Annotated in this window: 1 protein-coding gene; it reads left to right on the top strand. The window is 48.6% G+C overall.

Annotation, left to right across the window (positions count from 1 at the left end):
- On the top strand, positions 1-1,417 hold a 1,417-nt coding region (locus OS145_RS08490; protein ID WP_006955957.1), incomplete at both ends, for an AAA family ATPase.

Genomic DNA, 1,417 nt, shown 5'->3' with positions numbered 1-1,417 from the left:
TAAAACGGCTATCGCCGAGGGGCTTGCGTATCGTATCGTAAATAAACAGGTACCCGATATTCTTGAGGAAGCGGTTATCTACTCGCTGGATATGGGCGGCTTATTGGCGGGTACAAAGTACCGCGGTGACTTTGAAAAGCGCTTCAAACAGCTTCTCAAAGAGTTAGGTGAGAAAGAGCACGCTATTCTTTTTATCGATGAGATCCATACGATTATCGGTGCCGGCGCGGCCAGTGGCGGTGTGCTAGATGCCTCTAACTTGCTAAAACCATTGCTTTCAAGTGGTCAGCTTAAGTGTATTGGCTCAACCACCTATACCGAGTTCAAAAACATCTTTGAAAAAGATCGCGCGTTAGTGCGTCGATTCCAAAAAGTGGATGTCAGTGAACCGAGCGTGGAAGATACCACGAAAATTTTGATGGGCTTGAAAGAGCGCTACGAAGACCATCACGGTATTCGTTACACCCAGCCCGCGATTAAAGCAGCGGCTGAGCTTGCGGCAAAATACATTAATGAGCGTCATTTGCCCGATAAGGCGATTGATGTGATGGACGAGGCGGGCGCGCAACAACGTTTGTTACCTCCGTCTAAGCGTAAGAAGACCGTCGGTGTGCAAGATATCGAGGCAATTATCGCTAAGATCGCACGTATACCAGAGCAGTCGGTTTCACGCACAGACCAAGACATTCTCAAGCAGCTCGATCGCAACTTGAAGATGGTGGTGTTTGGTCAGGACGAAGCGATCGACAAACTGAGTTCTGCGATTCGTTTATCGCGGTCGGGGCTTGGCAATGAACACACCCCTATCGGGTCGTTTTTGTTCGCAGGACCGACAGGCGTGGGTAAAACTGAGGTGACTCAGCAACTTGCCAAAGCAATGGGTATTGAACTCATTCGCTTCGATATGTCGGAGTATATGGAGCGTCACGCAGTCAGTCGTTTGATTGGTGCGCCTCCAGGTTATGTCGGTTTTGATCAAGGCGGGTTGTTAACTGACGCAGTGATTAAACAGCCTCATTCGGTATTGCTGCTTGATGAGATCGAGAAAGCCCACCCGGATGTTTACAACATCTTGTTGCAGGTGATGGATAACGGCACGTTGACGGATAACAATGGTCGTAAGGCGGATTTCCGTAATGTCATTATTGTGATGACGACTAACGCGGGTGTGCGTGAGACAGTTCGTAAGTCAATTGGCTTTAAGCAACAGGATCACAGTCACGATGCGATGGCAGAAATCAACCGTACCTTTACGCCGGAGTTCCGTAACCGTCTTGATGGTATCGTGTGGTTTAACCATCTAAGTGAAGAGGTTATCTTGCAGGTGGTCGATAAGTTTATCACCGAGTTGCAAGCACAGTTAGACCGTAAAGGGGTGTCTCTTGAGGTTGAATCCAAAGCAATCGATTGGCTTGCG

The sequence above is a fragment of the Idiomarina baltica OS145 genome (genome assembly GCF_000152885.1).
GTDB lineage: Bacteria > Pseudomonadota > Gammaproteobacteria > Enterobacterales > Alteromonadaceae > Idiomarina > Idiomarina baltica.
The sequence above is the reverse complement of the archived record's forward strand: the minus strand, read 5'-3'. Positions and strand labels throughout refer to the sequence as shown.